Annotated in this window: 26 protein-coding genes; 24 read left to right on the top strand and 2 right to left on the bottom strand. The window is 56.2% G+C overall.

Annotation, left to right across the window (positions count from 1 at the left end; genetic code table 11):
• Positions 1–112: 112 nt before the first annotated feature.
• The gene (pfkB, locus tag HMPREF1992_RS04570; RefSeq protein ID WP_021684681.1) at positions 113–1,021 is read right to left on the bottom strand and encodes a 1-phosphofructokinase; all 909 of its coding nucleotides are present in this window, start codon (positions 1,019–1,021) and stop codon (positions 113–115) included.
• Positions 1,022–1,188: 167 nt separating this feature from the next.
• Between pfkB and HMPREF1992_RS04565 the strand changes: the two genes are divergently transcribed.
• The 3 genes from HMPREF1992_RS04565 (at position 1,189) to HMPREF1992_RS04555 (ending at position 3,502) form a co-directional block, all read left to right on the top strand.
• Positions 1,189–2,127, top strand: a complete 939-nt coding sequence (locus HMPREF1992_RS04565) for a YitT family protein (protein WP_037358576.1) — start codon at positions 1,189–1,191, stop codon at positions 2,125–2,127.
• 112 nt (positions 2,128–2,239) lie between these two features.
• Entirely contained in the window at positions 2,240–3,091 is an 852-nt protein-coding gene (locus tag HMPREF1992_RS04560) for a MurR/RpiR family transcriptional regulator (protein ID WP_037358648.1), read from the top strand.
• 48 nt (positions 3,092–3,139) lie between these two features.
• Positions 3,140–3,502 (top strand): N-acetylneuraminate synthase family protein, encoded by a 363-nt coding sequence (locus HMPREF1992_RS04555; protein WP_021684678.1) that lies wholly within the window; start codon positions 3,140–3,142, stop codon positions 3,500–3,502.
• A gap of 210 nt (positions 3,503–3,712) precedes the next feature.
• Here the strand turns inward: HMPREF1992_RS04555 and HMPREF1992_RS04550 are convergent, their stop codons facing one another.
• Positions 3,713–4,849 (bottom strand): YibE/F family protein, encoded by a 1,137-nt coding sequence (locus tag HMPREF1992_RS04550; protein WP_021684676.1) that lies wholly within the window; start codon positions 4,847–4,849, stop codon positions 3,713–3,715.
• A gap of 340 nt (positions 4,850–5,189) precedes the next feature.
• On the opposite strand from HMPREF1992_RS04550, the gene HMPREF1992_RS04545 reads away from it, so the two are divergent.
• From HMPREF1992_RS04545 to HMPREF1992_RS04445, 21 genes are all read left to right on the top strand, one after another.
• Positions 5,190–5,396, top strand: a complete 207-nt coding sequence (locus HMPREF1992_RS04545) for a hypothetical protein (protein WP_021684674.1) — start codon at positions 5,190–5,192, stop codon at positions 5,394–5,396.
• Between the two features lie 119 nt (positions 5,397–5,515).
• Entirely contained in the window at positions 5,516–5,827 is a 312-nt protein-coding gene (locus HMPREF1992_RS04540) for an HMA2 domain-containing protein (RefSeq protein WP_021684673.1), read from the top strand.
• On the top strand, positions 5,824–6,708 hold the full coding sequence (locus tag HMPREF1992_RS04535) for an HMA2 domain-containing protein (protein WP_021684672.1): 885 nt from the start codon (positions 5,824–5,826) through the stop codon (positions 6,706–6,708). Before HMPREF1992_RS04540 ends, HMPREF1992_RS04535 begins: the two co-directional genes overlap by 4 nt.
• On the top strand, positions 6,705–8,816 hold the full coding sequence (locus tag HMPREF1992_RS04530) for a cation-translocating P-type ATPase (protein ID WP_021684671.1): 2,112 nt from the start codon (positions 6,705–6,707) through the stop codon (positions 8,814–8,816). The genes HMPREF1992_RS04535 and HMPREF1992_RS04530 overlap by 4 nt, the downstream gene beginning before the upstream one ends.
• A gap of 100 nt (positions 8,817–8,916) precedes the next feature.
• The gene (locus HMPREF1992_RS04525) at positions 8,917–9,336 is read left to right on the top strand and encodes a hypothetical protein (RefSeq protein ID WP_021684670.1); all 420 of its coding nucleotides are present in this window, start codon (positions 8,917–8,919) and stop codon (positions 9,334–9,336) included.
• A gap of 115 nt (positions 9,337–9,451) precedes the next feature.
• The gene (gene flgM / locus HMPREF1992_RS04520; RefSeq protein WP_021684669.1) at positions 9,452–9,733 is read left to right on the top strand and encodes a flagellar biosynthesis anti-sigma factor FlgM; all 282 of its coding nucleotides are present in this window, start codon (positions 9,452–9,454) and stop codon (positions 9,731–9,733) included.
• 12 nt (positions 9,734–9,745) lie between these two features.
• Positions 9,746–10,234: a flagellar protein FlgN gene (locus HMPREF1992_RS04515; protein WP_021684668.1), complete on the top strand. Its 489-nt coding sequence runs from the start codon at positions 9,746–9,748 to the stop codon at positions 10,232–10,234.
• Positions 10,235–10,240: 6 nt separating this feature from the next.
• Positions 10,241–10,732, top strand: coding sequence for a hypothetical protein (locus HMPREF1992_RS04510; RefSeq protein ID WP_021684667.1), 492 nt, complete (start codon positions 10,241–10,243; stop codon positions 10,730–10,732).
• Between the two features lie 37 nt (positions 10,733–10,769).
• Positions 10,770–12,491, top strand: a complete 1,722-nt coding sequence (gene flgK / locus HMPREF1992_RS04505) for a flagellar hook-associated protein FlgK (RefSeq protein WP_037358572.1) — start codon at positions 10,770–10,772, stop codon at positions 12,489–12,491.
• A gap of 10 nt (positions 12,492–12,501) precedes the next feature.
• Positions 12,502–13,824, top strand: coding sequence for a hypothetical protein (locus HMPREF1992_RS04500; protein WP_021684665.1), 1,323 nt, complete (start codon positions 12,502–12,504; stop codon positions 13,822–13,824).
• A gap of 37 nt (positions 13,825–13,861) precedes the next feature.
• Positions 13,862–14,446 carry a DUF6470 family protein gene (locus HMPREF1992_RS04495; protein ID WP_037358566.1) on the top strand — a complete coding sequence of 195 codons (585 nt, stop codon included), beginning with the start codon at positions 13,862–13,864 and terminating at the stop codon, positions 14,444–14,446.
• Between the two features lie 12 nt (positions 14,447–14,458).
• Positions 14,459–14,905, top strand: a complete 447-nt coding sequence (fliW, locus tag HMPREF1992_RS04490; protein ID WP_021684663.1) for a flagellar assembly protein FliW — start codon at positions 14,459–14,461, stop codon at positions 14,903–14,905.
• A complete protein-coding gene (gene csrA / locus HMPREF1992_RS04485; protein WP_021684662.1) occupies positions 14,905–15,126 on the top strand; it encodes a carbon storage regulator CsrA in 222 nt (73 codons plus the stop codon). The genes fliW and csrA overlap by 1 nt, the downstream gene beginning before the upstream one ends.
• Positions 15,127–15,200: 74 nt before the next feature.
• Complete coding sequence (locus HMPREF1992_RS04480; protein ID WP_021684661.1) at positions 15,201–15,626, top strand: flagellar protein FlaG; 426 nt, start codon at positions 15,201–15,203, stop codon at positions 15,624–15,626.
• A gap of 21 nt (positions 15,627–15,647) precedes the next feature.
• Positions 15,648–17,291: a flagellar filament capping protein FliD gene (gene fliD / locus HMPREF1992_RS04475; protein WP_021684660.1), complete on the top strand. Its 1,644-nt coding sequence runs from the start codon at positions 15,648–15,650 to the stop codon at positions 17,289–17,291.
• Positions 17,292–17,310: 19 nt separating this feature from the next.
• Complete coding sequence (gene fliS, locus HMPREF1992_RS04470) at positions 17,311–17,727, top strand: flagellar export chaperone FliS (RefSeq protein ID WP_021684659.1); 417 nt, start codon at positions 17,311–17,313, stop codon at positions 17,725–17,727.
• Positions 17,717–18,061 (top strand): hypothetical protein, encoded by a 345-nt coding sequence (locus HMPREF1992_RS04465; protein WP_021684658.1) that lies wholly within the window; start codon positions 17,717–17,719, stop codon positions 18,059–18,061. Before fliS ends, HMPREF1992_RS04465 begins: the two co-directional genes overlap by 11 nt.
• A 265-nt stretch (positions 18,062–18,326) precedes the next feature.
• Positions 18,327–19,652 carry a flagellin gene (locus HMPREF1992_RS04460; protein WP_021684657.1) on the top strand — a complete coding sequence of 442 codons (1,326 nt, stop codon included), beginning with the start codon at positions 18,327–18,329 and terminating at the stop codon, positions 19,650–19,652.
• Between the two features lie 126 nt (positions 19,653–19,778).
• Positions 19,779–23,708, top strand: a complete 3,930-nt coding sequence (locus HMPREF1992_RS04455) for a glycosyltransferase (protein ID WP_021684656.1) — start codon at positions 19,779–19,781, stop codon at positions 23,706–23,708.
• Positions 23,705–25,183: a glycosyltransferase family 2 protein gene (locus HMPREF1992_RS04450; protein WP_021684655.1), complete on the top strand. Its 1,479-nt coding sequence runs from the start codon at positions 23,705–23,707 to the stop codon at positions 25,181–25,183. Before HMPREF1992_RS04455 ends, HMPREF1992_RS04450 begins: the two co-directional genes overlap by 4 nt.
• Positions 25,180–26,844 carry a tetratricopeptide repeat protein gene (locus tag HMPREF1992_RS04445; RefSeq protein WP_021684654.1) on the top strand — a complete coding sequence of 555 codons (1,665 nt, stop codon included), beginning with the start codon at positions 25,180–25,182 and terminating at the stop codon, positions 26,842–26,844. The genes HMPREF1992_RS04450 and HMPREF1992_RS04445 overlap by 4 nt, the downstream gene beginning before the upstream one ends.
• Positions 26,845–26,896 lie beyond the last annotated feature (52 nt).

Raw genomic sequence — 26,896 nt, 5'->3', positions numbered from 1 at the left:
AACGCGCTTCGCTTGAACGAAAGAAATCCGACGGGGCGTACCGCGCACTTTACTCACTTGCTTCACTAAGGTTCGCTTTGTGACACCGCATCACGCCTCTGTGATTCGCCGCTCACACAATCGTCTTGAGGAGTGCAAGCGCTTCCTCACGCGTGGCGAGATTCTCGGAGAATGCGGAGGCGGAGCCGGTTGCGACGCCCATGCAGAAGGCACGCTCGTAATCGCCGTTCGACTCAATGAAGCCCGCGAGGAAGCCTGCGACCATCGAGTCGCCTGCACCCACGGAGTTGACAAGTGTTCCCTTCGGTGCGGCAGAGCGGTAGAATACGCCCTCTGCCGTCAAGAGAATCGCGCCGTCTCCTGCCATTGAGATGAGTACGTTCGTCGCGCCCTCCTCCTGGAGCCTTTTTGCGTGGAAGATGATGTCGTCATCTGTTTTCAGTTCGACACCGAACATTTCACCGAGTTCGTGATTGTTTGGCTTGATGAGGAATGGGCGGTATTTCAGCACGCGCCGCAGCAGATTCTTCGTTGCGTCGACGACGATGCGGATGCCGCGTCCCTCGAGATGCGCCATGATGCGTTCGTATATATCATCGGGCAGCGTATTTGGGATCGAACCTGCGAGGACGAGCGTGTCACCGCTTTGGAGACGGTCGAGTTTCTCAAAGAGAGCACGCTGTGCTTCCTCCGTGATGATCGGACCCTGCCCGTTGATCTCGGTCTCTTTCTCTGCTTTGATCTTGACGTTGATGCGCGAGAAGCCCTCGTCTAAGCGCACAAAATCGTCCGTGACGCCGAACACGTGCAGCATCTGCTGCATTGTAGCTCCCGTGAAGCCCGCGAGGAAGCCCAGCGCCGTCGAGTCATGTCCGAGATTTTTCAGCACAATGGAGACATTGATGCCCTTGCCCCCCGGCAGGATCTGCTCGTAGTCCACACGGTTGATCTCACCCGCAGTGAGCTTTTCCAACCGTACGATGTAGTCGATCGATGGATTGAAGGTAACGGTGTAGATCATGCAATCATCCCTCCCTATGTTTTCAAATGATAATCTTCCCCATTAAAACCATCATATATCTTGGGTCACTCTAAGTCAAGGAATTGGAACATATATCGGTGGACTTGTCAGTGCTTTTTCTTTCCACTATAATGGGAACAGAAATTACATTGAAACAGGGGTGTATTATGGCCACGGAAATGGACACGACAGATCCGCACAGTCAGACGGGGGGAACGCCGGCCGTGACGACGGGAAAGCACAAAAAGACGGCAGCGCCCAAGGGCGTGGGGTTTTACATCAAAAAAGGGTTGTGGCTCATTCTCGGTGCACTCATCACCGCCGCAGGATTGGAACTCTTTCTGATTCCGAACAATGTCATCGACGGCGGTGTGGTCGGCCTCTCGATCATGTCACAGACGATCACGGGGATGGGGCTCGGCGTCTTCCTCGTGCTCTTCAACATCCCGTTCGTCTATATGGGGTACAAGCAGATCGGCAAGAGTTTTGCACTTTCCACGATCTTTGCCATCATCATGCTCTCGATCTGGTCTGGGGTGCTGCACGATGTGCCGCAGGTGACGAATGATCCCTTTCTTGCCGCGATCTTCGGCGGCGTGGTGACGGGACTCGGCGTCGGCATTGTCATGCGTACGGGCGGATGCTTCGACGGGACAGAGATCGTTGCCATCATCATGGATGCGCGGACACAGTTCTCCGTCGGCGAGATCGTCATGTTTATCAACCTCTTCATTCTCTCCTCGGCCGGACTGCTCTACGGTTGGGACAAGGCGATGTACTCGCTCTTTGCCTACTTCGTCATTGCAAAGATGATTGACGTTGTACTGAAAGGTCTCGATGAGTCCTACGCCGTGATGATTGTCACGAGCGAGCATGAGGAGATGACGGTGGCACTCAATGAGCGTCTTGGCCGCGGTGTGACGCTGCTGCATGGCGCAGGCGGCTACACGGGTGAGGCGAAGGAGATTCTCTACTGCGTCGTCACACGTCTCGAGCTCGACAAGCTCAAGGAGATTGTTCTCGACAAGGACGAGCGTGCCTTCGTCACGATCAATGCAGTACACGATATCGTGGGCGGACGCTTCAAGAAAAAAGCAATACACTAGGACGGAGCCACTGCACTTCACACTGCCTGCAATTTTTACAGGTGGTGTTTTTTATGTTGATCTTTGCTATAATGACAATGATAGAGAAGGAGAACGGAAGGAGAGAGGGATGATGACGGCAGAGAATTTGCCGCTGCCGATTCTGCGCGGCAGTTATATGCACATGACGCGCACGGAGAAGCGCATCGCAGACTATGTGTCTGCACATTTGAGAGAGGTGATGGAGCTGACAATCTCAGAGCTTGCAGCAGCGGTTGGAAGCTCTGAGATCACTATCTCGCGCTTTTGCAAAAAACTGGGATTCGGCGGACTGCAGAGCTTTAAGATCGCACTCGCAGCAGAACTTTATGTGCAGACGGAGACGGTCGATCAGGATATCGACGCTGCAGATACGTGTGAAAAGGTCGTGCAGAAGGTCTTTCGCAATATTGCGGACGGCCTGCAGGACACACTGAGACTCCTCGACTGCCGCGCCGTCGAGCGTGCCGTCGACATCATCTGCGGTGCACGGCACATTGCCGTCTATGGGTTCGGCAACTCCGCTACGGTCTGCCGTGACATCGAGACGCGATTCCTGCGCTTCGGTATGGTCGTACAGGCCTACAGTGATGCGCATCAGCAGGCGACCTCGGCATCGCTCCTCACCTCGAAGGATGTCGTCATCGCCGTCTCTCATACGGGTGCGACCATCGAGCTGCTCGACTCTGTGCGTACAGCGCGGGATGCAGGCGCCCGTGTCATCGTCATCACGAGTCATGCGCACTCTCCGCTTGCCCGTCTCGGCCATGTCGTCCTGCACGGTATGGGGCGGGAGGTGCACTACAGCTCCGAGGCCGTTTCCTCGCGGCTCATCCACATGGCAATCAGCGACGCACTCTACACCGTCATCGCCATGCGGAGCCCGAAGGAGTATGGCCGCAACCTCCAAAAGATGCGTACCGTCATCGCGAAAAAACGGACGTGAGGGAACGTGCAGAAGGCATTGTCGTCGTACGGCTTACATTACAGTGAGATGCATACCAAGAAAGTCTTTTTCATCGTTGAGATCGGGATCAATCACAACGGCGATATGGAGCTTCTTGAGGAGATGGCCAGCGAGGGGCGCTATACATTCATCTCTACGGGGATGAGTACGTGGGAGGAGGCAGACGCGGCTGTTGCCGTGTTCCGCCGCCACGGCTGCCCGTTCGAACTGCTGCACTGCAACAGTACTTATCCCATGGCGGTGGAGGATGCGAACCTCCTGCTCATCCCAGAGATCCGCAATCGGTACAACGTACCGACGGGATTCAGCAGCCACGAGACGGGGGATGTTGCGACGATCGGTGTGGTACTTGTCACCACTGACCCTGGCGGAACGAATGCCATCACCTGACTTGCTGCTGCGCGCACTCCCTGGACATCCGTTTCTGCACTCCTATCGAGTCCTCGCCAAAGTGTTCCACGATGATACACCGCTGGTGGATGCGATACGGCCACTGATGGGCGGTGGACAGGGGACGCAGCCCAATGATGAGATGAGGCTTTCTGTGCGGATGGTTTTTCTGGGGATTTTTAAGACATAGACTGCGATGTGGGGCGGAGGTTATTCCTCCGCTTTTTTCTTTTGTCGGCGTGGGTGTATGGTAATGAGGAAAGCTGTGGCGTACGCGGTGATGGGGATGGCGCAGAGAAGCCCAATACTGCCGATGAGGGAGCGCACGACCTCTGTCGCGATCATATTGAGGTTCATGACATGTACGAGGGAGATATCGGGCTGTGCACAGATGAGCAGGATGAGGGGGAGTGCGCCGCCGATGTAGGCAAGGACGAGGGTGTTTGCCATCGTACCCATGACATCGCGTCCGACGTTGAGCCCCGAGGTGACGAGTGCCTGAAATCTCGTTTTCGGCGCGAGTTGTTTCATCTCGTACTGTGCGGAGGCAATGGAGACGGCGACATCCATGACGGCTCCGAGTGCGCCGAGGACAATGCCCGAAAAGAGCAGCTCGCGAAAGTCGACATCCTTGAGATAGAGCACCTTGAGCATCCCCGCCTGCTCCTCGCTGACACCCGTGAGGTAGGTGAAGTGGATGGCGAGGATGGCGAGAATGGAGGCAACGAGAATGCCGCCGATCGTTCCGATGATCGCGCCCGCGGATTTGACGTTGCATCCGTTGACAATGAGCTGCGTCGCGAGTGTGATGATCATGCCGATGAGGAGCGTCCAGAGGAGAATGTGGGAGGGGGCCAATAGGATGAGTGAGATGAGGCCCTTTGCAATGAGAAGGACGGCGAAGAGGAGGACGAGGAGTGCACGTGCACCGGTCATGCCGCCGAAGAGAATCAGCAGTGCGGCAAAACCGATGAGCAGGAAAAGCATAGCGGGCAGTCGGTCATAGTCAACAATGGCATAGCTGTCGTTCTCTGTACGTACGATGATGTTTTCCCCCTCTGCGGGATGGATGTCAAAGGCGGGATTGTTCAGCGTGCGATGGGTGATCGTTGTTTCTGTTCCTGCTGCCTCGCCCGAGTCGATGCGGATGCGTACTTCGTACTGCATTGCGCCTGGGGCGAACGCTGTAATCTCATTTTCGCTTTCTGAGACGCTTAGAATTTCCGCTTTGAACGTCGGTGGATCGCCATCCTCGCCCGCAGGCAGGTGGAAGAAGACATAGAGGAGGACGGGGAGTCCGATGCAGAGTGCAAGAAAGCGCGCGAAGCGCTGTGGATGAATTTTCATGAGGAACCCCTTTCGTGGAATATTGGGATAATTGAGAGTATCATACACAGTGATAATGATATTTATATGAGTATGATGTCAATAGTTATTCCTGATTACCTTGAACGTATTGACATTACAGTTATTCTCACATATAATGAGAATGACAAGATGATTCCAGAGAGAACTCCAGGATAAATGCTGTTCTCACGGCGCAGGAATTGTCATCGCTCTGCGAAATCTTTCAAAGCTGCCATAGGGTGGCTTTTCTTTTCCTAAGATTGGATTTCGTGCGGCGATCCTCACAAGGCGCTACAATGTAAACAGCCCGTTTGGGCAATAGAACAGAGGAGGAATTATCATGTTCTCGAAGACAGATTTTTGGATTGGCCTTGCGGTCGGTGCGGTAGCAGGTATCTTTGGCTATCGCTTCATGCAGGAGCGCACGCAGCAGCTTGCTGCGCTCGAGGCGGGGCAGGCAGATCTCTCACTGGCAGAGCTTCAGCGCCAGAAGGAGGAGCTTGAGGATCTGATCGCAGCACAGTCTGCACAGACGGCTGAGCAGTAAGATCTGTACGGGGGCTGCTGCGCGGGTTCGCGCGCAGCCCCTTTTTTCAAAAAAGAAGCGTCGTTACGGCGTATGAATAAATAACCTTCGAAGCAGAAAGAGGGGGAGAGAGGCTTCCTATGAATATTTTTGATACGATTAAGAATGCGATTCCGCAGTCGGCGATGGATGTGTTTGTCCGCACGACTGACATCGCATCCTATATGCCGGGGCGCGTGCGCCTCTACAGCAAGCAGCTTGTGAACAATGCGGATCTTGAGCGGCAGGTGCAGGCGCATCTCGGGACGCTCTCGGAGATCGAGCGCGTGGAGACGAACATCGCGACGGGTTCAATTCTCATCACGTATGATCCGGAGCGGCTGCGTGCGAACTCGGAGCTGCGCCGTGTGGAGGAGTATATGCGCAGCCATGCGAGGAGGAAGGCGTCATGAACTATGTCTCGGGACTCATGCTCGGCGCATCGATCGCGAATATGCTGCGGCAGTCACTTGGCTCTGCAGACAGTCATACAAATGAATCCTCCGTGCAGGGAGCGGGCGGTGGACGCGGCCGTTCTGCATCGTCCGGCTTTTCCTCTGCCGCAGGCGGACTTGTACTCGGGGGAGCGGCGCTCACGGGGCTTCTTGGCGGGGGTCGGATGGGGGGCGGCGCTTCTCTCCTGTCAACGGGGCTGCTTGGCGGCGGGCGTGGGGGCGCCTCGTCCCCGCTCACAAGTCTTTTCAGCACGATGGGACGCGCCGGGGGGGCACAGCCCTTTTCCTCAGGTGGGGGCGGCGGACGGATGGGAAGGCAGTCCTCTCAGGAGGAGGCATCTGCCTCTGCTCCTCTCCAGCCGCAGGCACAGGTGACGACGGAGCCGCCCTTTGCCTGTGTTCATGCCTCTCCGGGGCGTCGTCGCTATCGGACGCCATATTTGACGAAGGAGTTCGCAGAGGTACTTGAGGAGTGCCTCGTTCGTCTGCCGTTTGTGACGACGGTGCGTGCCAATGCGGTTGCAGGCAGCATTCTGCTCACCTACCCTCCTGCAGATGAGGCACATATTCTTGTGCTTGCGGAGGGTCTGGAGGAGATCTTTGCGGAGGGGCGTATGGCTCCTCCACCTGCGACGCTTGCGCAGAGCGTGCGCCGTTCGGTGCATGATTTCAGCGGCTGGATCCAGCGGCATACGGGCGGTGCGCTCGACCTGAGTTCAGTTGTTGCGGGCATCTTCGTCCTGCGCGGGATTCGTCAGCTGGTGCTGTCGAACAATACGCCGTCGGGGTCACAGATGCTCTGGTGGGCACTGACGCTGATGAGAGGGTGGAAGGTATGAAATTGATCCATACGCGCATCCGTTTGACCGGCGATCTTCCGCGTGCGGATGCACTTCGCCTTGCTGCGCGGATGCGCCGCTTCCCCGCTGTGACAGCGGCATCCGTACGGGATGGCTATGTTGAACTCTGGCACGAGGGAGCAATCCCCGTGCCGCGCATTCTCGGAGCTGCGCAGCGTGCCATGCGTGAGGCGGCGGAAAAGACGGTGACGCCGACGGAGCAGCTCGCGGAGTTCCGCCGCGATGCCGTGATCTCGCTCGCGAGCTTTGCAGCGATGGAACTCCTGCGGCGCGGCGCTCCCGAACTCTTTGCCTCGGTGAAGGTGCTGCGCTCGCTGCTTGTCCTAGCGATTTCGCGCAATTTCATCAAGACGGGGATTGGCGGTCTGATCAAGGATCGTCAGCCGAATGCGGATACGCTGACGACGACGGCGGTGATTGCCTCTGTGCTTGCGGGCAAGCCGGAGTCGAGTCTCATGCTGCTCGCACTCAGCAACGGTGCGGAGATGCTGACGAGCTATGCGGCAGAGAAGGCACGCACGCACATCTCGGGGCTGCTCTCACTCGGGCAGCGAGATGTCTGGCTCGTGGAAATGACGCCGGAGGGCGAGGTCGAGCGTAAGGTGCCCGTGGAGGAGGTGCGTCCCGGCGATACGATTGCCGTACATGCGGGTGAGAAGATTGTGATTGACGGGCGCGTGCTGCGCGGTGACGCGGCGGTGACGCAGGCGTCGATTACAGGGGAATCTGCACCCGCGATGAAGCACGAGGGTGCTCCGGTCTATGCTGGCAGTGTGGTCGAGGCGGGCGAACTCGTTGTCGCGGTGGAGAAGGTGGGCGGCGATACCTCGCTTGCGCACATTGTTCACCTCGTCGAGGAGGCGCAGATGCGCCGCGCTCCCGTACAGAACTTTGCCGACCAGATGGCGAACTATCTCGTGCCTGTGTCCTTCCTTGGCGCGGCGATTGTCTACGGCGCGACACGCGACTGGGGACGGGTGCTGAACCTGCTCTTTATCGATTTTTCCTGCGGGCTGAAACTCTCGACCGCGACGGCGATGTCGGCTTCGATTGCAGCTGCAGCCAAACGCGGCATTCTCGTCAAGGGCGGCAACTACATCGAGGCGCTTGCGCGCACGGATACGTTGGTGCTGGACAAGACGGGGACGCTGACCGTCGGCGTGCCGGAGATCACGTTCATCCGCACGGCAGCGAATGTTGCGGAGAAGGAAGTGATTCTCCTCGCGGCATCGGCGGAGGAACATTCCGTGCATCCGCTTGCCGTGGCGATTCAAAAATACGTGGAGGAGCAGGCGTGGAAGACACCGCAGCACCGCTCGTCGAAGACCATCGTGGCGCGCGGTATGCTCGCCGAGGTGCCGGACTTTGAAGGATATACGGGCGGTACGGTGCGCGTCGGCAGCCGCCGTTTCCTGAAGGAAAGCGGTGTCACAGACGAGGAGAATCTGATCGCTGCGGTACAGGGCAAGAATCTGCTCTATGTGGCGCGTGATACGAAGCTCATCGGCGTCATTGGGATCGAGGATCCGATCCGTCCGAAGATGAAGAAGACCTTGAACCAGCTGCGCCGCTGCGGCGTGGATGAAATCGTCATGCTGACGGGGGATGCGAAGGCGGTCGCGGCAGATGTGGCGCGGGAGATGGATGTGGACTCCTATCATGCGGAGATCCTGCCCGAGGACAAGTCGCGCTACGTCAACCAGCTCAAACAGCGTGGTACGGTTATGATGGTCGGCGACGGCATCAACGATGCGCCTGCGCTCGCATTTGCCGATGTCGGCGTCTCACTCGGCGGACGGCAGACGGACATTGCCGCGGAGTCCTCGGCGGTGACGATTCATGCGGAGGATCCGACACGGCTTGTGGATGCACTGCGGATCGGACAGCGGACAATGCACCTCGTGCACCAGAATTTCAAGGCGACGCTACTCATCAACTCGTCGGCGATGCTGCTCGGTGCGCTCGGCTCGATCAGCCCGCTTGCGGCAGCGGCGATTCACAATACGGCGACGCTCGGCGTGGTGCTGAACAGCTGCCGAATCCTGACGCCAGAGGGCGGAATTTTCGCACGGCGTGCACAGTCTTGATTTTTCCTGCATCCTGTTGTAGAATACGAGAGAGTGAAATAAAAAGAGAGACTCGGATCATGCGTTTACCGATCCGCTGTTCGAGAGGAGAAGTTTATCAATGGCAGGAAAGATGAAGAACTGCTCAAGCTGCGGGAAGGTATTTGTCTCGATCAACAATTCTCGTATCTGTGTGGATTGTCGTGAGAAGGAAGAGCAGTGGGAGAAGCAGATCGTCGAATACGTGCGCGACAATCCGAAGAGCCAGATTCCGGAGATTGTTGAAGCGACGGGCGTGCAGGAGCCGGTGATTCGGCGTATGATCCGAGAGGGGCGCTTCCTCTCGTCCAACATCGACCTTTTCTATCCCTGCGAAAAGTGCAGTTCTCCGATCCAGAAGGGGCAGTACTGCGATAAATGTCAGAAGGAGATGCGCGAGGAGCTGACGGCTGCTGTTGCAAAGCAGTCTGCCTCCGGGATGCGTACGACTTCGGACGGATCCAGCGGGCGGCGTGGATATGTGACGCTCACGGGCAAATAAAATATTCAAAGGCGCGTACTTAGGAAAAAAATCTTAAGTACGCGCCTTTTTTTTCCGATAAAGAATGTGAAAGGACTCCGACCATTTTCGGAGACAAATATAGGTGGTGAATAATATGTTGATCAGCAATCATGCAATCTCGGCTGTGAGCCGCCTCTATGCGGGGAGCGCTTCTGCAGGGGCCCGCCGCGTGGATGCAGCGGGTGCTGTGCAGCGCCCTGATGCACTGGAACTCTCCGGTGAGGCACAGAACTTTGGCGATATTTTGCAGAAACTGCGTGCTATGGATGATGTGCGTGCGGAGCGCGTGGATGCACTCCGAGCAAACGCACAGGACGGCAGCTATGCGCCTGCGTCCTCGGACATTGCGTCGAAGATGCTCGCGATGCGTTACTGATAGGGGCCCCTCATGTGGAATACGTTTGCGGCAACGCTGGATGAACTCTATCGGCAGTACGAGAAGATCCGTGCAATCCAGGAGAGAAAGCGCGGTGTGCTTGTCGCACTGGATATGGCGGCTCTCGAAAAGCTGACGATTGAGGAGGATTTCCTCGCAAAGGCTGTTCAGGAGCTCGAAAAGCAGCGCCTGATCCAGCTGGCTGAGATCGCTAAGGCGACGCCCGGCGTAACGCACGATACGAACATGGAGGAACTTGCACTCCTTGCTCCGAGCGAGACGGTGCATCGATCCATCCTGGAGGCGAGCCGACGTCTCAGCATCCTCGTCAAGGAGACGAAGGAGATGAGCGAGGCAAACAGCCTTCTCATCGAGGGCGCACTCATTGCCGTGAATCGGCAGCTCGGTAAAATCGGCGGTGCTGTCGTTGATCCCGTCTATGGAAATACGGGAGGCGAGCAGGTGCGGCATCTCAAGAAAAATCTGGACTATAAGGCGTGAAGGGCGATGACGAATGAGACTCGCGAGGCGCTCGTGCTCCTAAAGGCGCAGCTTGCGGCCTGTGAGGAGGCAGCGCTTCGCTTTGCTGCGCTGAAAGATACGCTTTGCCGCAGCGCCTCCGGCGGGGGACTTGCGGAAGTCATACCTGATGCGGAGCGAAGCCTCTCGGAGGTGCGTACATTGGGGCGCAAACAGGCAGCGTTCCTTGAGACGGCGCAGAGCGGAGCCCTATCAGAGGTCATTGCGCGTGAACCGAATCTAACGGAACGACTTGCTGTAGAGCGCGTCCTGCGCTCTGTCACGGCACGCCAACAGGAGCTGCGGGAGGACCTGCAGCGCTGTGCGGAGCTGCTGAATACAAGTGCAGCGTTTGTGAACTACCAGCTCAATGTCATCTCCGGCACAGTTGCTGATGATACCTATGGAAAATCACAGCCGGTAGCAGGCCCGAATGCGGGCATACGTCGTGAAATAGCGATGTTTGATGCGGATGTATAAGCCGTGGATATAGTATAAGGGAAAGAGTGAGGGAACTATGCGGTCAACATTTGCGGGACTCAATACGATGGTGCGGGGCATCCAGAACAATCAGCTCTCGCTCGACACCACTGGGCATAATATTACGAATGCCTCAACTGAGGGGTACTCGCGTCAGCGCGTGGACTCGGCGGCGACGAACTATCAGGAGCGACCCTCCCTCTATGGCGGGGTCTATGTCGGCGGCGGTGTGGATGTCGTCGCACTGAACCGCGCACGCAACATCTACGCGGACAAGCAGTACTGGTCGGAGAACTCGGCGCAGAGTTTCTATCAGACACATAAGACAAACTATGATAAGGTCGAGATGATCTTCAACGACTCGAAGAACACGGGCATTTTGAATGCGATGCAGCAGTTCTATTCCTCATGGGTCAATCTCTCCGATTACGCCAGTGATGCGGCATCCCGAACAGCGGTGCTGACGAAGGGGAACAATCTCGTCGACCGCATTAAGACGGGAGCAAAACAGCTGCAGGATCAGATTGCAGCACAGTATGATGAGATGCGCATCCAGATCGGCAAGGCCAACAGTATTACGAAGGAAATTGCGCGCCTCAACAAGAATATCATGCTTGCCGAGACGAACGGCGGCAAGGCGAACGATCTGCGCGACCAGCGCGACCTCCTCGTAGACAAGCTCTCAGAGATTACGAATGTGAATGTCTATGAGGAAGCAAACGGACAGTATACGGTCGTCTCGAACGGCATGTCTCTCGTCCAGCGAGAGAACTCTCTGACGCTTCAGCTGAGTGAGCCGATCTACAGCCAGGAATACGGAATTTCGGACTATACGATCCGCATTGTCGAGGCAGGACGCATTGGATATGTTCCGCAGAGCGGTATTCTGAAAGCACTTCAGGATACGATTGTGCAGGACAAGGGGCATATCGATCAGCTTGCAGATATCTCTGCAACGCTTCTTACGACCTTCAACGATGTGCATAAGCAGGGCGTCGGGATTGACAAAGAGTCGACCGGATGGCTGAACTTCTTCGGACAGAACAAGTTCAAGTCCACGACGGGGACAACATATGACCAGATGCAGTACACCTGGCATGTGGATACAACGACTGGTGAACGGTGGATGGAGGCTGCGGGGGCTACGATCACACGCACGCACCCAACGCCGACGAGTACCCGCGTACAGACAGCTGTCACGGGTGGTCCAGATAAGCTCAAGTCGATGCAGATCATCAACGCGCTCAAGGTGAGTGACGAGCTGACAGCACAGGGCGGGCAGAACCTTGTTGCCGCGCGGCAGATCATCGATCCGAACACTGGAAAGAAACTTGTGCCCGCGACGCTGAGCGGCAGCGCTTCAGACTTCCAGTATGAGAATGCATGGGTCAACGGTACGGGCGACGGTACGATGGCCGTTGAGCTCAGCAAGCTCTTCAACATCGATCAGGCGGGCACGATGAATCCTCGTGGTACGACGCGGGCGATCAACGATATCTCGATCAATCAGTATTACAACGGCATGATGAATAAGCTCGGTGCTGCTGCGGAGAACATCGACAAGACGCTCAAGCAGCAGGACGACCTCATGACACAGATCGAGCAGTGGAGGCAGTCCACATCGGGGGTTGACTGGAATGAGGAACTGACGAATATGCTCAAGTTCCAGACGGGCTACGGCGCATGTTCGCGTGTCCTCACGTCGATGGATGAGATGCTGGATCGGCTGATCAACAGCACCGGTGTGGTCGGAAGGTAAGAGGTGACATATGGTTCGCATTAGCAGCAACTACATGGTACGACGCTACCAGAAAGATCTGAATGCGCTCGACTATACGAAGACGAAGCTCATGGAACAGGGGGACGGCAGCAAGCTGCATCGCCCCTCGGACAACTCTGTGGATTACTCGCGCTATCTGCGTTACAATGTCTCCGAGGGAGAGAATGATCGCTACCAGGAGAGTGTTAAGGCGGGCATCTCGTGGATGGCATCCACGCAGACTGCGCTTTCGGGCATGGAGGATATCCAGAAGACGTTCAAGGCAAAGACAATCCAGGGCGCGAACGACGATAAGGATGAAAAGAGCGGCGACTGGCCGGCGATTGCACGTGAGATGAAGGCGAGCATCGAGCAGATCGTCTCTCTTGGCAATACTCAGCTCGGTGACCGCTATATCTTCTCCGGGCAGGCTGACCTCAAGCAGCCCTTCGTCATGTCGAGCGAAGCGGATCTGAAACAGCGCGGTGTTACGAAGACGCTCGATGATCGTCAGGCTGCATTTTTCAACGATGCCAGCAATAACAACAGTGCAGACTTCCTGCACCAGATGCTTTCGCTCGATGGTGATGATGGCAACACTTACTACCTGAACACGCTGACGGGCGATATCTACACGAAAGAGTTCGTGCAGGAAGGGTATAAGGACGTCATTGCCAACGGGCGCAGCACCGTCTCCACGGCGGATCGCGTCGGAAATATCGCAACGGGCCCGAACTTCATCAAGAATAACTTCAAGAATACTGGAGAAGTGACAGCGGCTGGTGCCGGCTGGACAACGGCGGTGAATGGTGTAAATCTTAAGTTCTCCACGGTGCGTCAGCAGATTGTCACGTATCAGGGCGATATGCGCTACATCTCGATGGTTAAGCAGAACGGATCGACTGAGCCGTCAGCAGATACGGTCAACAAGACAGGGCTGGATATCTTCGGACGGGATCTCTTTGATGACAAGAACTCGGGCAACGAACCGTCAGGTTCTGCGATGGTCAACAACATGCTGACAGTCTATGCCAAGACGAAGGCATGTGATGCGCACTGGCTCAGTTCCGATGGCGTGACACTTGCCGATACTGCCAATCAGGTGACACTGCAGGCGCATACCGAGACAGGAGCACGCAGCGGCCTCTATACAGACATGAAAGATATTCTTACCAACCATCACGAGAACATCACGCGCGATATCACGAACGTTTCGGCAACGGATGTGGCAGAGCTTGCAACGAAGATGATGCAGCAGCAGACCGTTATGAGCATGTCACTCTCGATGGGGGCACGCATTCTGCCGCTCTCGCTCGTGGATTATCTGCGGTAATTCAGTTTAGCATATCATAACGGGAAAGGATGCCCCTATGCCAATGCTTTATCTCAACACGCGCCACACGCTTCCCATGATCGGGATGCGGGTGCAGCGCAATACGCTGGATTCCAGCATCAATCAGCCGCGCTACGAACAGGAGACCCAGCAGGCACGCTCCAACAGAGGCTTTACACAGCCGCGCCTCTCGATCGACAGCTACCCCAGCCGCCACAGCTATGGCTATACGAACAACACGGACTTTGCCCGCGAGAATCTTGAGCGCGGCATGTCCGAGGTGCGGAAGGGGACGTCGAAGCATACGCAGATGGCGTGGGCTCTTGCCGAGGACGGACCAAAGCCGGGACGTCAGGTCGGAATCGAATTTGCCAAGCGAGACATGGAGAATCGTGTCACACGACAGCGACAGCTCGTTGCAGCAGCGATTCCCGATCCTGAGATCCATTTCGATGTGGGGCAGACGGTAGGAGAACCCACCATCGGCCGTACGACGCCGCACTGGAACACGGAGAGCCAGGCGCGTGTGCAGTACAACCGCGGCAGCATTGAGACCTATCTGCAGCAGAAGGGCAGCATCCACAGCTGGGTCAGCGAAGGAAAATACGATATATACGCGTAACAGGAGTCATTGATGAGTAAGATTATGACGAGCCGTTTCGGTGAGATCGAGGCGGCAGAGGAGTCCATCATCCAGTTTGCGGCGGGTATTCCCGCCTTTGAAGAGGAGCGGGAGTTCATCATCATCCCGTATGAAGAGGGCAGCCCGTATGTGTTCATGCAGTCGGTCAAGACACCGGAACTTGCCTTCCTGATGACGATGCCGCTGGTTTTTTTCCCGGACTATGAGTTTACCATTGACGATGACGTCGAGGCCGAGCTTGGACTGACATCACCTGAGGAGGTGCTGATCTATACGATCCTCACGCTCTCGGGAAAGGAGATTCACGATCTCACGGCGAACCTTATGGCGCCCATCGTTATCAACACAACGACGCGCAAAGCAAAGCAGATTGTGCTTGAACGGAGCGCATACACGACAAAGCATCGCCTGTTCCCCGAAGAGAAGGAGGGCAGGTAATGCTCGTACTCACACGTAAACCAAGACAGCAGATCATGATTGGCGACAATGTTGTCGTTAATATCGTGGAGGTTCAGGGGGACAACGTGCGTATCGCTATCGATGCGCCGCGCAATGTCAAGATCTACCGCGGAGAGATTTACCGGGCGATTCAGGAAGAGAATCAAAAAGCTGCGGCTGCGCCGAAGCATGTGGATCTCAGCGCACTGCCAAAGAGCTGAGACGATAGAGGAATCAAGGAAGAAAGGAATGGGAACGCACCATGCGCTCCCAATGACACACGGAGGGGTGCCTTATGACCGTAAAGAATGTTCAGGATGTTATGCTGGCGGCGGTCGCTGTCAGCGGAATGAAGGGAACCGATGTACCCGACGCAAATGCCCCGGAGGTACCAAGCCTCGTAGCGGGAGCGGCGCCGGCGGAGGAAGTTGCTGCGGCGAATGCTCCGGAGGAGCAGTGGGCAGAAGAACAGGCGCAGACGCAGCATGAACCGCTCTCAGAGGAGCAGACCGCGTTCATCACGGAGCAGCTCAACGAGATCATGCGCAACATCAACGTCGATCTGCAGTTCCAGTACCATAAAGAAGTTAACTTCATGTCGGTGCGCATGCTCGACAAGAAGACCGGCGAGGTCCTGCGCGAGGTTCCGCCTGAGGCGATGGTGGAGCACATGATCAAGGTGCACGACTGGATCGGCGCCTTCCTGGATAAGACGGCATAAGACGTTAGAAGGAGAAATCATATGGCATCAGCAAAAGGAATTTACGGACTTTCCGGCTCGGGACTTGACGTCGAGTCCCTGGTCAAGGTTGGGATGCTCTCTCACCAGAAGAAATACGACCGTATCTACAAGAAGGAAGTTGAAACGGAGTGGCGCAAGGAAGCGTATGCGAACGTCTATGATAAGGTCAATACGTTCAAAAGCCGCATGTCAGACTATCGCCTGAGTTCCTCGACAAAGCCGATGACGACGACCAGTTCACTCTCCGATGCTGTTACGGCGACGGCGAATGCAAGTGCGGGTGTTATGGCACACTCGGTCGAGGTAACGCAGGCTGCGACGAACGCCTATCTTATGACAGCGACGGGACAGCATGTTGCACGTGCAAATCCCAGTGCGTCTACGAGCACGATGCTCAAGGATATTGCATTTGCAGGCGGCACACGTCCTACCGGTATGCTGGACGGGGACACGGCGCTCAAATTCAAGGTATCGAACGGTACAGGCTCGGCAGAAGTGACGTTCACTGCGGAGGAGGTCTTTACGAAGAACCTCACGCTCAATGACCTTGCGAATCGGATCAATAACGCACGCTATACCGCGAGCGGAAAGAAGACCGCCCTCGATATTCGTGCGAACTATGACTCCGTATCCGACGGATTCTCCCTTGCGAACAGCAAGACGGGCGACAGCAACAAGATCAACCTCACCGTGGATACGACGTCGAGCTCGGCGGCGCACACAACGACGCTGCTGAACAATCTGAAGCTCGGCGTTGTCAGCAACGGCACCATCGGTCCTGCCATGACCCTCACGACGAGCAGCCCAACAACCACCTCAATGGAGGCGGCAGGTACCAACGCAAATGTCAAGATTGACGGGCGTGACTACAACAACCTGCAGGAGAACAACCTGACGGTGGGCGGCGTCACCTATACGTTCAAGAAGCCGACACCGGTAGGTACGCCGGCCACGGTCAATGTTGCGCAGGATCAGGACAAGCTCGTCGAGAATGTCAAGAAATTCGTTGAGGAGTACAACGCGCTGCTCGATGAACTCAACAAACTGTATAACAACAGGGGCCACCAGGACTACGGTGTGCTTACGAAGTCGCAGGAAGAGGGCATGACGAAAGACCAGGTCGAGAAGTGGAACGCGAAGGCGAAGGAGGGGCTCCTCTTCCGCGACAACTATGTTCGCTCCATCATTGGTGACCTGCGCGATGCGGTCATCAACCGCGTGCAGTCTGTGCCCGGCCGCTACAGCACACTCTCGTCTATCGGCATCACTGCGAAGAACCAGACGGGGCACCTGCAGCTCGACGAGACGAAGCTCAAAAATGCAATTGCGGCAGAACCAGATGCCGTGAACCGCCTCATCTCCTATGATGATGAGAACGACGACTACGGCAATAACGGTGTCGCTTCCCGCATTTACAACAAGATTGGCGGACGCCTCAAGGAACTCGAACGCCATTCGGGGGTTGCGGCAGACAAGACGGATCTCAGCGAGCTGGGCAAGCTCATCCAGAACTACGAGAAACAGATGAGCGATTTTAAGAAGCTCATGTCATCCTTTGAAAGCAAACTCTATAAGAAGTACAATGCGATGGAGGAAGCGATCGCACGCCTCTCGACACAGTTCAACTTCTTTAACGGACAGTGATGCAAGGGGGAACCCTATCATGGTAAACAGTGCTGCGGAGGCATATAAGAAGCAGCAGGTGATGACGGCGACGCCGGAGACGCTGACGCTGATGCTCTACAACGGCTGCCTCAAGTTCATCAAGGAGGGCATCGAGGCACTTGCGGAGAAGAACTATGAGGCGGCGAACGTTTCGTTGCAAAAGGCGCAGAACATCATCTCCGAATTCCGCATTACCCTCAATATGGACTATGAGATCTCGCATCAGCTCTTGCCGCTCTACAACTACGCGTACGACCGGCTGGTTGAGGGCAATATGAAGAGCGATCCCGCGATCATTCAGGAGGCGACCGATATCATGACGGAACTCCGCGATGCGTGGGCACAGGCGATGAAGAAGGCGCGCGAGGAGAAGGGAGCACAGGGCATGGAAGGGAGCGGCGTCTATGCAGGATGAATCCTATGAGACGGCGCGGGTGCTTTGGGAAAAATACCGCGTACTCACGCATGAGCTGCTCAAGTTTGTAGATGATGACGAGATTGATACATTTATCGAGCTCGTTGATCAGCGCGGGCAGATCATCGATCTCCTGCAGGAACTTCCTGAGGATCCCTATCGGTTGGGAGCAGAATGGGAGGCATATGATGCCGAAATTCGCCCCCTCGAGATGCAGATCCAGTATAAGGCACGCGCGTGGCTGAATCGCTCACGGCGTCAGAATGCCGCTGTACATAGCTACGACCTTACAGGCGCAAGCCCTCTCGGCGGAAATCTCAATCGGCGGTACTAATTTTTTCTAAAAGTGAGCTTGGTACCCTTGACAGAGAGATGAAAAAAAAGTAAAATATTTGCAGTTACAGACTTAAGTATGTCTTCTTTGTGTCGATATACTTTATGTAAGATGATAATAAGCAAGCGGGGCGGCTGCCATGGACGGCTAGCTAGCAGCCAACCAGGATAGACGCGTCACTTGCCTATTACACAGCGGGCACGGATGTCCGCACATACAATTCATTTCCGGACAACCCGGAACCACACCAGGGAGGAATTTACACATGGCAATGGTAGTTAAGAACAACATGTCGGCGGTCAACACGCTCAACATCCTGAACAAGAACCAGTCGGCACTCGCGAAGAGCCTTCAGAAGGTCTCCTCGGGCATGAAGATCAACACCGCTGGCGATGACGCTTCCGGCTATGCTATCTCTGAGCGTATGCGCGTCCAGATCCGTTCGCTCGATCAGGACAACCAGAACACGCAGAACGGCAACAGCATGATGCGTACCGCTGAGGGTGCTGTCTCCAGCACGGTCGAGATCCTCAAGACCCTCAAGGAGAAGGCAATCAACGCAGCGAACGACACGAACACGGATGAAGATCGCCGCACGATCCAGAAAGAGATCAACCAGATGGTTGACCAGATCGACGACAACGCTCTTGCAACCTACAACGGCAAGTACCTCGTCGATGGCACGCGCAACAGCAAGGGCACGGCGACCTGCACGATCCTCTCGAACGGTGCGCTCGACACGACGTCGAAGTGGGCTTCTGTCCTGACGACGCTCAAGAGCCGCACGGAGGAGAGCCTCAACATCCAGTCGACGGATAACGTCACGGTTTCCTATGTCCGCCAGGGCAGGACCTACACGACGACGTTCTCGGTCGGCACCAACACGCTTGCTGATATCCTCGGCAAGAACGCTTACAACGGCACCGAGTCGTACGCTGGTACGGATCTCATGGGTGTTACGCGTGAGGAAGCCCTCATCGGCTACGACAAGGCGAAGAACAGCGTCTACACGGCTGACAACAAGGCTGCTCTCTCGATCGAGGCAAAGGGCACGGGCACGACGTTCCAGGTCTCCTCGTTCACAATGTCGATCACGGACAACACGGGTGCAATTCGCAAGACGGCGAACACGGCTCTCGATGGGTTCAACGAGCGCGTCCGCGCAGAGAACAAGTCTGAGGACAATGCACTCGTTCTCCAGACGGGCACGAAGGCAAACCAGGCGATCAAGGTCAGCATGACGGATATGCGTTCGCTCGCACTTGGTCTGAAGGGCACGGATGGGTCTGTCCTCAGCGTTCAGACGCAGGACAAGGCTAACGCTGCGATCAACACGATCGAGACGGCTCTCCAGAAGGCTCTCGATGAGCAGGCGAACATCGGCGCAGTCCAGACCCGCCTCTCCTACACGAGCTCCAACCTCACGACGGCGTCCGAGAACGTTCAGAACTCCGAGTCCACGATTCGCGATGCGGATATGGCGAAGGAGATGACGAACTACACGAAGAACAACGTGCTGCTCCAGGCTGCGCAGTCCATGCTTGCACAGGCAAACCAGAACAGCTCCGCTGTCCTTTCGCTCCTCCAGTAATTCGCTTCGACGATTACCAAACGGAACATCAGAACCTCTCCCCACGGGGAGAGGTTCTTTTTCTTTGCGAAAATCCTGGGAATAGCGTATAATAATTCTCTGAGGAATTATGAAAGGGTGTGCCCTATGAAAATCTCTGCCTGCTATATTGTAAAGAATGAAGCTGAGGAACTGCGGCGTTCTCTCGTCTCCGTTCAGCAAGCAGCGGATGAGATCATTGTTGTTTCAACGGCGAACGATCCCTTTGTCGCAGCAGCAGCGATGGAGTTTCAGGCGCAGATCTACTTTTTTGCATGGCAGAATGACTTTGCTCTAGCACGCAACTATGCACTTGCTCAGGCAACAGGAGAGATTGTTATCTTTCTCGATGCGGATGAGTATTTTTTTCATCCCGAAGAAGTGCGTGCAGGCATTCTGGATGTGGTGCATAGCCAGCCAGGGCTTGATATCATTATGATTTCGCTCTGCAATTTTATGACGCATGATTCGTTTCAGGATGCTCACTTCATCCAAAGTCCCCGTATTTTTCGGAAAGAAGGACTGCATTATGTAGGCATGATTCATGAGCAGCTGATACGAGAGGATGGCGAGGAGCGTGTTCTGGCCTATGGTGATGAACGTGTTGCTGCTGCTCATACAGGCTATCTTATGGAGATGGGAGAGGAAAAGATACGCCGCAACATCGCTATGCTTGAGCGGGATGCAGCGCTTCGTGGGCGAACCGCTATGCATGCGTTTTATCTGGCCGACTGCTGCTTTGGTCTGAAGGACTACGAAAAGACACTCGCACTGTCCAAGGAGGCTTTGGCCGGAGATATTGCCTTCGTTGGCGAAGAGAGCAAAATCTACCATCAGATGATCGAATCTATGCGTGCACTCCACTATCCCGATGAGGAGATGTTGGAGCTTGCTGATGAAGCGCTTGCCAAATTTCCGATGCTGCCGGATTTCTATGCACAGCGTGGAATGATCCTCTGCGGCCTTATTCGCTATGCAGAGGGGATGGATAGCCTGATCGAAGCACTCCGCCGCTATGATGAGGGCGGTGCGCATACAGAGAATACCTCCTTTTTTAACGACAGTGTTGCTGCGGCAATTGCGGACCGTGTGGCGCGGCTCTGTCTGCATATGGAAGATAGGGAAAAGGCGGACTATTGGTCTGCCCGTGCATGCAGCTATAGGGGGGACGATGTGGTAAAGCCATCGGAAGATAAGATGTGCATTACGGCGTGCTATATTGTACGCGATGATGCCGCACACCTGAAGATATCCATCGCTAGTCTGCGGGACGCCGTTGATGAGCTGATTGTCGTCGATACAGGATCGATCGATGATTCCGTACATGTGGCACAGTCCTATGGTGCGCAGGTGTATCATTTTCCGTGGACAGATGATTTCGCCGCTGCACGGAATGAGGCGCTTGCTCATGTGACGGGAGATTGGGTTGTGTTCATCGATGCAGATGAATACTTCTCCTTGGAGACACGTGATCATCTGCGTACGGTGATTGATCATGCTGCTGAGGACGGTGAAGTGCTCCTCGTGCCGTGGCATAATATCGATGAGGAGACGGGTGAGACCCTGCTTGACAGCTATGCGCCGCGCATTTTTCGATGGCGCGAGGGACGGCGCTATGTTGGGCGCATTCATGAGGAGCTGCGTGAGGCTGATGGTGCGGCGCCGCTTTGCCGCACCGTTGCGCCGGAACTGCTGACCCTCGTTCATACGGGCTATTCCGCTCGGCTCACACAGGAGAAGGGAGAACGCAATTTACGTCTTCTGCTCGCGGAGGTGGAGAGCTCTGATACGCCTGAGCGATGCTGGCGCTATCTGGCTGAGACGTATGACAATCTCGGTGAGGAACGGATGGCAGAGCACTATGCGCTGCTCGACATCGGACAGGGACGCCGCTCGGTCGTCTATGCGAGTCTTTGTTATCGCATTTTGCTCCGTATCTATGGCGCTCAGCCTGCACGCAGGATGGAGCGTCTCACTGTTGCGGAGCAGGCTGTGGATGCATTCCCGGAACTGCCGGAAATGCATGCAGAGCTTGCTGAGGCACTTGCCGTTCTCCATCGCTATGAGGAGGCGATCCCTGCGGCAGAGAAGGCCGTTGAGGAAGAACCCCCGGAAGGCGGAACGGATTGCTCGTTCTTCAACGAGGAGATGCGTGAGGAGCTGCGCCGGCGCATACAGATCTGGCACCGCATCACGGCACGTGCAAAGGAACTGCGGATTGCTGCAGCCGTCTTTGTACGTGACGATGCACGGGATATGGAGACGTGGCTCGCGAATACAGCCGTCTATGCGGATGAGCGGATTGTTGTCGATACGGGCTCGCAGGATGGGACGCGCGCGCTTGCGGCAGATGCCGGAGCAACGATTGTTGATTTCCCCTGGAAGAATGACTTCGCTGCAGCCCGGAACGCTGCAGTTCGTGCGGCAGATGGAGACTGGGCAGCGGTACTGGATGCGGATGAGTCCTTCTTTGATCCCTCAGAGGTACGGTCATATCTCGCCATGGTGGATGTAACGATGCCTCAGGTGGATGCCGTGCTTCTGCCCATCGTCCATGTGGATGAGGATGCAGGTGGTCGGGAGACGGGGCGGGCACCCCATGTGCGTCTCCTGCGCATGGGACGTGGGCTCCGCTACGAGGGGCGTGTACATGAGAGTCTTTGCAAGGAGGAGGGGACACCTGTGCTCTACCATGAGCCGGTGGCGCTCTCCATTCGTCATGTGGGATATTCCTCCGGGCGTATCCGCGCAAAGCATGAGCGAAATCTCGCCCTGATGGAGCAGCGCATTGCCGAACATGGGCTGCAGCCCGGTGATGCCCGCTATCTCGGCGATACGTACTATGGCCTTGGCCAGTATGCGGCAGCTCTTCTCTATGCACGTGCGGCACTTGCGGAGAGTGTGACCTCTCTTGGTGCACAGAGTCATCTCCATCACCTCTTGCTCGATGCGATGGAAAAGGAAAATATTCCGCTGACAGAGCAGATCGAAGCCGCGCGCACTGCCTCGTTTGCGTTCCCACAGCTGCCGGATTTTCATGGACGGCTGGGGATTTTGCTTGCGGCAGCAGGGGCTGACGGGGCACTTCCTGCGCTGACACACGCTCTCGAAATCTATGAAGCTCCCCTGGACACGGGGGGCGAAGCCTCCGAGTTCCCTGCGTGGGCGGGACCGGTTTCTGCCGCGCGTGCCCGCATTCTGATGGAGATGGGCGAGAATGCGGCCGCAGAGGAGGAGGTGCTGCGCGCCCTTTCGTTTGATACGGCGCGTGAGGAGGCTCTGGATATCTATGTGGAGATGCATCAACGCGCATCATCGGACCAGCTGCTTGCTGCACTGCGTGAGATTGTGGGGAGTGATAAGGAGTCCCTGATCTATCTCGTGCGCTTTGCAGACGCCTATGGGTGGCTGTACCTCGCAGAGGAGGCACGTTCTGTTTTGCAGAGAGAGGCAGGGATCCATATGCCTTCTCCTGCGATCTATGGGCAGGCGCGGTCGCTGCCGTCTGCGGAGTTCGGTGAGCAGATGGTCGGAGCACTGGCCGCATATGTGCGTGAGATGCCCGAGATTCTCCTGCGGCTGGAAAAGGAGCAGGGAGGAGAGAGTCCCATGCTCCGCCATCGCCTGCGTGAGCAGCTTCCTGCCTCGATGCTGGAATTCTGGCGTCATTACGATGAGCCGGATGCCGTACCCCTTCCTGAGAGCAGGGAGGGATATGATCTTGTGCGGGATTCCTTTATTCGCTATGCGAATGCACATCAATCGGAGCGGTTCCTGCACATTGCTGCCTCTTTTGGCGATGATGTCCTGCGTGAGGCGACGGCCTCATTTGACCATGTGCGGCATTGGGAAGGAGCCTTCATCGGTTGGTCCCTCCTCGCTGCCACTGGGGGAGAGACGGCAGATACACTCTATGGGATGGCGTTGGCCTCGCTCTTTCTAGGAGGGCGTGAGGAGGCAAAAGATTATCTTGAAAGGGCTCTGGGAATGGATGCCGCACATCGTAAGTCGAAGGAATTGATGGAGTTGATCGCATGAAGATTTCAGCATGCGTCATTGCAAAGAATGAAGCGGAAAACCTGCCGCGCTGGCTCGCGTCCATGCGTGTCTTTGCCGATGAGATGATCGTGGTCGATACAGGTTCAACGGATGAGACTGTGGCGATTGCCCGTGCGGGTGGTGCACGGGTGCTGTATTTTGATTGGATCAACGACTTTTCGGCAGCAAAGAATTTCGCCCTCGACGCAGCGACAGGAGACTGGGTGGTATTCACCGACGCAGATGAGTACTTTACCGAGGAGAGCGCACCGCGCGTGCGCCCACTGATCGAGGAGTACGATAGCCGCGATAAATTTGATGGGTTCATTGTGCATCTTGTCAATATCGATATGGACACCGGTGCACTGCTTGGGACGAATGCGAAGGTACAGCGCATCTTCCGACATGTACCGCACATTCGCTTCGTGGGGAGCATTCATGAGCACGTTGAAAATCTCAGCGGAGATCCTGGCCGGATGATGATGATGGCGCCGGGGCTGACGCTCTATCATACGGGGTACTCACCGCGTATGATCAAGGAGAAATCGCGGCGGGATCTCGACCTCCTGTTGGCGCGTCGGGCACGTGGAGAGAGCAGTAAACTCGACGAATATCATCTGATGGATTGCTATTACTCGCTGGAGGATTATCCGCAGGCGGCTCGATATGCACGTGAGGCACGCGATAGTGCGGATCAACCCGTGGGCTCGGAGGATCGGCCCCATGCCGTTCTGCTCCAGTCACTCATCCTTATGGGGAGCGCAGATTCCGAGATTCGGGAGGCATACGAGATCGCGCGGAAGGCATGTCCGGAGAAGGCGGATTTTCCGCTGATCTACGGGACATACGCCTGGGATCAGGGATACTTCGTTACGGCGTGCCGTGCTTATCAAGAGGGACTTCATCTGCATGAGGAGTACTATCGTGAGGGTGATTTTTCCGGGATCCTCGCACCGACGGCCTGTGTGCGCCTTGGTGAGGCGGCTGCCCTGCGTGGAGATATGGAGGAGGCGCTGCGTTTGCAGGAACGCGGGCTGCGTATTGCTCCGCGTTCAGCGCCGATACTTGCGAGTTTTCTCCGCCTGTTGACTCAGGTTGGAGCAGATGATGTGGCTGTGATCAAGGTGCTGCAGTCCCTCGATTACGGTGCGGATGATGCTGCCTTTCTCGCCGCTGTGTTGGCTGCCTCTGCATTTCAGCTCGCTGCGCTCTACTATGACCAGCGCAGCACCGTAAAGTTTCCGCAGCGTCGCCAGTTCCTGCTGACTGGTGATGTGAACTCTGCTGCGGCATCGCTTGTAGAGGATATAGAGCGGACGGCTGCGATCGCAGCTGCGTATGGGAGGGCTTTTGCCCATGCGCAGCAGGCCCAGCTTGCGCTTCTCTTGCCTGATTCCTGCAAGCAGGAATCGGCTGCGCCGGAGGTACAGAGAATGCAGCGGCGCATCGGCCGCCTTGCGGAGGGGGGCAGATGAGCGGCATTCATCATGAGGCACAGCTTGAGGTCCTGCGTGACCGCATCTTTGCGGCACTCGCACGCGGCGATGTGCATGCGGCCCGCCAGGGGATCCGGCAGCTGCAGCGCGCTGTACCCGCTGAGGCTGCGGGGCTTTTGACGGCACTCGAGATTGAAGCCGGGAATGCGGATCGGGCTCTCGCAGCATGGCGGGAATGTGCGCGGCTTTCGCCCCGAGATCCCTATACCATCTTTTTGCGTGCGCGCATTTATCTTCTCGAGGGGCAGCGCTGTGCTGCTCTGGACATGCTTGCGCCGCTCCTCAATGCCGATATACCGCCCGCAATCGCGGAGAAGGTGTATAATCTCGCAGGTCAGTGTGCACGGTTTCTTGGCCGTGCGGCAGATGCCGTGCACTGCTATGAACGGGCGCGTGATGCTGCGCCGACGACAGAGCTGCGCGCTCTCAACGCAAGCAACGTCCTCTTTAACCGGCACTATTTGACCTCCTCACTTGCACAGGATCGGCATGCGGCGGAGGAATACGGGGCCCTTTTTGCGGATGTACGGCAATTCGATCACAGCAGACATGAGAAGGGAGAGCGGCGTCTTCACATCGGCTATCTCTCTCCCGATGTTAGGGAGCACGTTGTGCTCTCCTTTTCGTATGCTCTGATGACGGCGCTCGATCCCGGACGCTTCGAGGTGACGGTCTATGCACTGAATGCAGCGGACGGATACACGGAAAAGGTGCGTGAGACGGTTGAACATTTTTGCGACCTCTCGCGTCTCTCTGCGGAGGAGGCGGCGTGCTCCATTTATCGTGACGGTATTGATATTCTTGTCGATCTTGCCGGGCATACGGCGGGGAGGACGCTCCCCATCCTCGCCTGGCGTCCCGCGCCTGTGCAGATCTCTGGGATCGGTTATTTCGCGTCGACAGGGCTTCCAACCGTGGATTACTTTATTGCCGATCCAGTGCTTGCGGCAGGGAAGGCGGAAACGGGTTTTACCGAGGAGCTGCTCGTACTGCCGCAGACGCATTTTTGCTGGCAGCCGCTCCATCCAGCACCTGCTCCTGCACACTCACCGTCGCAGGGACGCGCGATTGTTTTTGGCAGCTTCAACAACTTCACGAAGCTGAATGATCGCGTCCTTGCGATCTGGGCAGAGATCCTGCATCGTGTATCAGGGAGCCGCCTGCTGCTCAAGACGGAAGTCTTTTCCCACGAAGATGTACGAGCAGAGGCGATGCGGCGCATGGAGGAAGCTGGCATTCCCCTCGCACGTGTCGATGCAGAGGGTGCATCGCAGGAGTATCTTGCGTCATACAACCGTGTGGATATTGCGCTCGATCCATTTCCCTATCCCGGGGGCGGCACAACCTGTGATGCGCTCTATATGGGTGTGCCCGTTGTGACGCTTGCGGGGGAGAGTCTCGGTAGCCGCTTCGGTGCCTCCATTCTAGAGAACATTGGGGCCGGCGCACTCATTGCACATACGGAGGAAGGATACATTGATCGTGCCGTTGCTCTTGCGAACGATCCTGATGTACTGGATGCCCTGCATGACGGTCTGCGCTCCATGATGGAGAAGTCTCCTCTGATGGACCGATCAGGCTATGGGCGGGCTCTTGGGGAAGCCTACGAACAGGTATGGAGTGCATTTGTGCGAAATTAAAGAGGCTGTGTGCGGATCACGATATTTTCCATAGAGGGATCTTTACAGAGGA

The sequence above is a fragment of the Selenomonas sp. oral taxon 892 str. F0426 genome, from assembly GCF_000468035.1.
Lineage (GTDB): Bacteria > Bacillota > Negativicutes > Selenomonadales > Selenomonadaceae > Centipeda.
This window is presented reverse-complemented; position numbering and strand designations above follow the sequence as displayed.

Coding starts and splice junctions, on each gene's coding strand:
- pfkB (WP_021684681.1), bottom strand. CDS start 1,021: ATGATCTACACCGTTACCTTCAATCCATCGATCGACTACATCGTACGG.
- HMPREF1992_RS04565 (WP_037358576.1), top strand. CDS start 1,189: ATGGCCACGGAAATGGACACGACAGATCCGCACAGTCAGACGGGGGGA.
- HMPREF1992_RS04560 (WP_037358648.1), top strand. CDS start 2,240: ATGACGGCAGAGAATTTGCCGCTGCCGATTCTGCGCGGCAGTTATATG.
- HMPREF1992_RS04555 (WP_021684678.1), top strand. CDS start 3,140: ATGCATACCAAGAAAGTCTTTTTCATCGTTGAGATCGGGATCAATCAC.
- HMPREF1992_RS04550 (WP_021684676.1), bottom strand. CDS start 4,849: ATGAAAATTCATCCACAGCGCTTCGCGCGCTTTCTTGCACTCTGCATC.
- HMPREF1992_RS04545 (WP_021684674.1), top strand. CDS start 5,190: ATGTTCTCGAAGACAGATTTTTGGATTGGCCTTGCGGTCGGTGCGGTA.
- HMPREF1992_RS04540 (WP_021684673.1), top strand. CDS start 5,516: ATGAATATTTTTGATACGATTAAGAATGCGATTCCGCAGTCGGCGATG.
- HMPREF1992_RS04535 (WP_021684672.1), top strand. CDS start 5,824: ATGAACTATGTCTCGGGACTCATGCTCGGCGCATCGATCGCGAATATG.
- HMPREF1992_RS04530 (WP_021684671.1), top strand. CDS start 6,705: ATGAAATTGATCCATACGCGCATCCGTTTGACCGGCGATCTTCCGCGT.
- HMPREF1992_RS04525 (WP_021684670.1), top strand. CDS start 8,917: ATGGCAGGAAAGATGAAGAACTGCTCAAGCTGCGGGAAGGTATTTGTC.
- flgM (WP_021684669.1), top strand. CDS start 9,452: ATGTTGATCAGCAATCATGCAATCTCGGCTGTGAGCCGCCTCTATGCG.
- HMPREF1992_RS04515 (WP_021684668.1), top strand. CDS start 9,746: ATGTGGAATACGTTTGCGGCAACGCTGGATGAACTCTATCGGCAGTAC.
- HMPREF1992_RS04510 (WP_021684667.1), top strand. CDS start 10,241: ATGACGAATGAGACTCGCGAGGCGCTCGTGCTCCTAAAGGCGCAGCTT.
- flgK (WP_037358572.1), top strand. CDS start 10,770: ATGCGGTCAACATTTGCGGGACTCAATACGATGGTGCGGGGCATCCAG.
- HMPREF1992_RS04500 (WP_021684665.1), top strand. CDS start 12,502: ATGGTTCGCATTAGCAGCAACTACATGGTACGACGCTACCAGAAAGAT.
- HMPREF1992_RS04495 (WP_037358566.1), top strand. CDS start 13,862: ATGCCAATGCTTTATCTCAACACGCGCCACACGCTTCCCATGATCGGG.
- fliW (WP_021684663.1), top strand. CDS start 14,459: ATGAGTAAGATTATGACGAGCCGTTTCGGTGAGATCGAGGCGGCAGAG.
- csrA (WP_021684662.1), top strand. CDS start 14,905: ATGCTCGTACTCACACGTAAACCAAGACAGCAGATCATGATTGGCGAC.
- HMPREF1992_RS04480 (WP_021684661.1), top strand. CDS start 15,201: ATGACCGTAAAGAATGTTCAGGATGTTATGCTGGCGGCGGTCGCTGTC.
- fliD (WP_021684660.1), top strand. CDS start 15,648: ATGGCATCAGCAAAAGGAATTTACGGACTTTCCGGCTCGGGACTTGAC.
- fliS (WP_021684659.1), top strand. CDS start 17,311: ATGGTAAACAGTGCTGCGGAGGCATATAAGAAGCAGCAGGTGATGACG.
- HMPREF1992_RS04465 (WP_021684658.1), top strand. CDS start 17,717: ATGCAGGATGAATCCTATGAGACGGCGCGGGTGCTTTGGGAAAAATAC.
- HMPREF1992_RS04460 (WP_021684657.1), top strand. CDS start 18,327: ATGGCAATGGTAGTTAAGAACAACATGTCGGCGGTCAACACGCTCAAC.
- HMPREF1992_RS04455 (WP_021684656.1), top strand. CDS start 19,779: ATGAAAATCTCTGCCTGCTATATTGTAAAGAATGAAGCTGAGGAACTG.
- HMPREF1992_RS04450 (WP_021684655.1), top strand. CDS start 23,705: ATGAAGATTTCAGCATGCGTCATTGCAAAGAATGAAGCGGAAAACCTG.
- HMPREF1992_RS04445 (WP_021684654.1), top strand. CDS start 25,180: ATGAGCGGCATTCATCATGAGGCACAGCTTGAGGTCCTGCGTGACCGC.